A 4604-nucleotide genomic window follows, 5' to 3' on the forward strand; every position below is an offset into this window, starting at 1 on the left:
CGCACCGATTCTCGCGCAGGACCCAGCCGCGAGGCCACCACGGTGGCCTTGACTAGTTGGCCTTTCTCATAGAAGGCGTCCTCGGGGCCAAGGCATCCGAGGAACTGCGGTGCTCGGATGCCTTGGATCGCTCGCCTGCCTTGGATGTGATCAGTTCAACCCCATCAGCGGCGCACGAGTGCGGTGCTGTCGGCCCAGCGGTCGGTGCGGGTGAGGGCACCGATTCCCGTACCGAGGACGGTGCCGGGGATGCCGGCGATGGCCGCGCCGAAGAGGACGTCATTGATGCGGCGGTCGGAGACGAAGAAGCAGGCGTTGCCGCCACTGCGGTCGCAGTCGCTGTGACTGGCGCTGCCAGCCAGGCCGCCAATGGTGCCACCGATGGCCGCGCCGATCAGTGCGCCTTGCCACCAGTGGCGGTGGCGGCCGGTACTGACCTCGAGGCGCGTGACGCGCGCCGCGGGGATGCTGATGACTTCGCGCGTTTCCGTGCGCAGGCGTACGGTGTCGGGCAGGAGTGTGGCGCGGCCGACGTCGCGCCGGCTAACGGCGCCTTCGGCCCAGGTGACGCGCGCCCGTCGCTGCAGCGCCGCGGGGGTGGATGGCTGCGCCGGGAGCCACACGGGCAGCAGAAGCAACAGCACGCCGGTGGCGCGCCATCGCGCGAGAATTCGGTCGGGACGCATGGTGGAGCTCCCTGACGGGGTGGTCCTTCGTCTTCTCAGCGGCGTACGAGGACGGTGCTGTCGGCCCAGCGATCGGTGCGGACGAACGCGCCGATGCCGCCGCCGACCATGGCACCGCTGACGCCGAGGAAGCTGCTGGCGGCAAAGATCGAGCTGCTGCGCGAGGTGGCGTCGCTGGCGCACGGGGCGCCCGCGTTGGTCCGGCAGGGCGTCGTACTGCTCGCGCCCGAGACGGCGCCGAGTACGGCACCGACCGCGAAGCCAATGACGCTACCCTTTACGACGTGGCCGCGGCGCCCCGTGGAGAGCTCGAGCCGCGAGATACTGGCGAGGGGGAGCGGTATCGCGCGGCCCGGCGTCGTGCGGAGGCGCAGCGTATCGCCGCTCCACGTGGCCACGCCTGTCTCGCGGCGGGTGGCGGCGCTGTCGCGCCAGGTGACGCGGGCCCGTCGTTCCAGGCCCGTGGGATTTGGCCGCTGTGCCGGAAGCCACACGGGCAGCAGAAGGAACAGCGCGCAGCCAGAGCGCGCTCGCAAGGTCCATCGGTCGAGGCGCATGGTGCACGATGCGACCGCGATCGTGCTGGCGCATGAGGGGTCTGCCTGACACAGGGCTTCTTTTAACTGATCACATCCGAGGCATGCGAGGCTTCCGAGTCATCCAAGAAATGCGGTTTCTTGGATGACTTGAACGTCATGGATGTCTTGGATGTGATCAGTTCACCCACCCCTCACAACACAAAACGCGCGACGGCGCGGTCGATGAGCGCGAAGTAGTAGCCGTCGTCGTCTTCGTGGGTGCGGCCGAGGAGGGGTTCGCGCCATTCGGTGGGGATCCAACTGGTGCCATGCGCCGCACCCATGGCGGCGCCGACGAGCGCGGCGATGGTGTCGTTGTCGCGCGTGTCGTTCACGGCGGCGAGCATCGCGTCGCGTGGGGAATCGCCGAGCTGCGCGATGATGTGCAGCACCGTCGGCGCCGTCTCCAGGAGAAAGGCGCCGGACTGCCAGCGCTGCGCGGCGTCGCGAATGGGCGTGGCGCGTTGCACGGCGGGGCGCACCTCGGCGTCGAGCAGCTGCGAGAGACTCCCACGCCAGTGCTGCAGCGGGCCGCTGGTCACGCGACTCTCATACGTCTGTCCGTGATCGAGGACGCGCAGCACTTCGGTGTACGTCTCGAGCCACTCGGCGGGGCTTTCGGGGAGATCGGCGTTGAGCAGCCGCCAGAGGAACGCGACCCACGCGACGTTGGCGGCGATGGCCATGGGGTCGTTGTGCGTGACCGCCGTGGCGAGGGCGACTTCGCTCCAGAGCCCGACGCCGCCGTTCACGGCATGCGGCAGGATGAGCGGCGCGATGCGCACCATGGCGCCGTTACCGGCGCTGTGCTGCGTGCACTCCCACCACGGCGCACCGGTGCGGAGCGCTTTGCAGAAATCGAGCGTGGCGCGATCCACGCCGAACAACCGGTCGTTGGCGATGCGGAACGCGAGTTCGTCGGCGATGAGCGCGCCGTCGTCCACGAGTTGTTCGAGGGTGCGCGCGGTGAGCTGCGTGTCATCGCTGGGCGTGCCGGCGATCGCGCCGTTTGCGTAGCGGCTGGGCGCGTAGCCGGTGATGCGGCCATGCTGCGCTTCGCGCTCGGCGGGGTCGAGCCCCTCGGTGCGATTGCCGAGGGCGTCGCCGATGGCGATGCCGAGGAGGAGGCCGCGGACGCGGTCGGGGAGGTCGGGCGAATCCAGCGGTGGAGCGGGTGGGAGAATCGCGAGGCGCGTTTGCTCCAGTGCAGGAATCCAGCGTGGGGAATTCATGAATGCAAGCTAAGCGCGAGACCGCCCACTCATGCGACAGAAAGGCACCAGGTGCGTAGAAAAAACATTGCCGACCGCTCTGTCGCCCACTATGTTCTCCTCATCACTCCCCGATCGCCTCGGCGGTCGGCCCGAAAGCCATTCAGAGCGTGCTCTGGGTGGCTTTTGCTTTCTCGGGGAATGCCGCAATGGTGCGCACTTTTGTGTACGTCGATGGCTTCAACTTGTACTATCGCGCGCTTCAGCGCGGGCCGTACAAGTGGCTCGATCTCAAGACGCTCTTTGCCGGTCTGCTGTCGCCCGAGAACCGCATCGACGCGATCCGGTATTACACCGCGAACATTTCGGGGAAGCGTGATCCGCACGCTCCCAATCGACAGCACGCCTACTTGCGAGCGCTGTCGACCATTCCGGAAGTGAGCATCCATCGCGGCAACTTTCTGGTGTCGGAGAAGTGGGCGGCGTTGGCGCAGCCGCCGCAGATGATGGTTCGACCCAGCCCCGTGACGGCGCTCGTGGTAAAGACCGAGGAGAAGGGGTCGGACGTCAACCTCGCGAGCCACCTGATCCGCGACGCGTTCCTTGATCGCTTCGATGTCGCCGTGGTGGTGTCCAATGACACCGATCTCGTCGAGCCGATTCGCATCGTGGCACAAGAGGTTGGAAAGCCCGTCGGGTTGGTCTCCCCGTCTGACAAACCAGCCAAATCACTGGTCCAGGTGGCCTCGTTTGTCCGACATCTCTCCAACTCTCGGCTGGCCGCGGCTCAGTTTCCTGAGGTGATCCCCGGCACCCCGATTCGTCGGCCGGCAGCGTGGGCTACGGTCCCTCCCGGCTCGAGTGGGGCCCCATAGCGTGGCGTGGGCCCGCCAACCGTGACCCGGTTGGCCGCTCGGTGGTCCTATCCCAGATAGGGCCAACCCGCCGACGGCGGCGATGGGCCCTCGGACCCTGAATTGCCGCCGGTATGCGCCCCCTCACTGCCGCCAATGTCACGCCCCGCCTGCTGGTGGGGGCGATGCTTGCCCTGACGCTCGCCGCCTGTAGTGGCGACACGCCCGCGACGGCGCCGGTGTTGCCGGATCCGGAGACGCCGGGGGCGCCGTCCATTCCGGTGGCGTCGGTGACGACGTCGCTTTCGTCCGACACGGTGTGGGTGGGCACCACGACGCAGGCGCAGGTGGTGCTCCGGAGCAGCACGGGGCTCGTGCTGACGGGGCGCGCGGTATCGTGGAGCTCGAGCGCGAGTGCGGTGGCCACGGTGGACAGCACGGGGCGCGTGACGGCGCTCAGTGAAGGGTCGGCGCAGATCACAGGCACGAGCGAAGGCGTCTCGGGGAGTGCGACGATCACGGTGCGCATTCCGGTGGCGAGCGTGACGATCAATGCGCCGCTCCGCCAGAAGGTGGGGGAGCCGTATGCGCTCGAAGCGATCATCCGCACCGCCGATCGCACCGAAGTGCAGCGCGGGGTGACGTGGCGCGTGCGCGATACGGCGCTCGCGACCATCACCTCGAACGGCGTGCTCACGCCGAAGGTCGAAGGCGCCTACATGGTGGAAGCCGATGTGGACGGCCGCACCTGGGGGCGCGGGTTCACGTCGTACGACTGGGGCTCGACGTCGGCGCAGGATGCGATTCTGTGGTCGGAAGACGCGCTGCGCTTCGATGACACGGACCGGCTGCAGCTGCTAAGCCTCACCTGCGGGGCAGGCGGCAGCTTTGGCGTGACGCTGGGGCTCTATGGCACCACGGCTGCCGCCAGCACGGTGCAGTACGCCATCGACGACGACACGCCGGTCTCGAGCGCGTGGACCATCGACGCTGACACGCAGCGCTGGCTCGCGCTCGGCGGGACGAATGCGGAGAAGCTGGCCTTTGCCGATCGCCTCGCGACGGCGCGGAAGCTCACGCTCCGCTTTACGATCGCCGGTGGGCAGACGGAGACGCTCACGTGGCGCGTCACCGGTCTTGCGCCGCGACTGGCGACCTTTGCCGCTGGCTGTCGGTGACGCTGCTGGGCTGGCAGGGTTGAACTGATCACATCCAAGTTGAAATGAGAAAGGCCTTCCCCCGGCTGGTCGCGGCGTAGCACATCTGAGGTGCTCG

5 protein-coding genes are annotated in these 4604 nt (G+C 68.0%); 2 read left to right on the forward strand and 3 right to left on the reverse strand.

Annotated elements, in window-relative coordinates; translation table 11 throughout:
• Positions 1 to 164: 164 nt before the first annotated feature.
• The 3 genes from K2R93_14985 to K2R93_14995 form a co-directional block, all read right to left on the reverse strand.
• A complete protein-coding gene (locus K2R93_14985; protein MBY0491144.1) occupies positions 165 to 686 on the reverse strand; it encodes a hypothetical protein in 522 nt (173 codons plus the stop codon).
• Between the two features lie 35 nt (positions 687 to 721).
• A complete protein-coding gene (locus K2R93_14990) occupies positions 722 to 1084 on the reverse strand; it encodes a hypothetical protein (GenBank protein MBY0491145.1) in 363 nt (120 codons plus the stop codon).
• A gap of 332 nt (positions 1085 to 1416) precedes the next feature.
• Entirely contained in the window at positions 1417 to 2496 is a 1080-nt protein-coding gene (locus tag K2R93_14995) for an ADP-ribosylglycohydrolase family protein (protein MBY0491146.1), read from the reverse strand.
• Between the two features lie 188 nt (positions 2497 to 2684).
• On the opposite strand from K2R93_14995, the gene K2R93_15000 reads away from it, so the two are divergent.
• Together K2R93_15000 and K2R93_15005 are read left to right on the forward strand one after the other, a co-directional pair.
• Positions 2685 to 3350 (forward strand): NYN domain-containing protein, encoded by a 666-nt coding sequence (locus K2R93_15000; protein ID MBY0491147.1) that lies wholly within the window; start codon positions 2685 to 2687, stop codon positions 3348 to 3350.
• A 113-nt stretch (positions 3351 to 3463) separates the two neighbouring features.
• Positions 3464 to 4507, forward strand: a complete 1044-nt coding sequence (locus K2R93_15005; GenBank protein ID MBY0491148.1) for an Ig-like domain-containing protein — start codon at positions 3464 to 3466, stop codon at positions 4505 to 4507.
• Positions 4508 to 4604: the final 97 nt, after the last annotated feature.

Source organism: Gemmatimonadaceae bacterium (genome assembly GCA_019752115.1).
Taxonomy (GTDB): Bacteria; Gemmatimonadota; Gemmatimonadetes; order Gemmatimonadales; family Gemmatimonadaceae; genus Gemmatimonas.

What these genes read in the sequence shown, in the direction of transcription:
- K2R93_14985 (MBY0491144.1), bottom strand. Translation starts at nt 686, where the DNA reads ATGCGTCCCGACCGAATTCTCGCGCGATGGCGCGCCACCGGCGTGCTG.
- K2R93_14995 (MBY0491146.1), bottom strand. Translation starts at nt 2,496, where the DNA reads ATGAATTCCCCACGCTGGATTCCTGCACTGGAGCAAACGCGCCTCGCG.
- K2R93_15000 (MBY0491147.1), top strand. Translation starts at nt 2,685, where the DNA reads ATGGTGCGCACTTTTGTGTACGTCGATGGCTTCAACTTGTACTATCGC.
- K2R93_15005 (MBY0491148.1), top strand. Translation starts at nt 3,464, where the DNA reads ATGCGCCCCCTCACTGCCGCCAATGTCACGCCCCGCCTGCTGGTGGGG.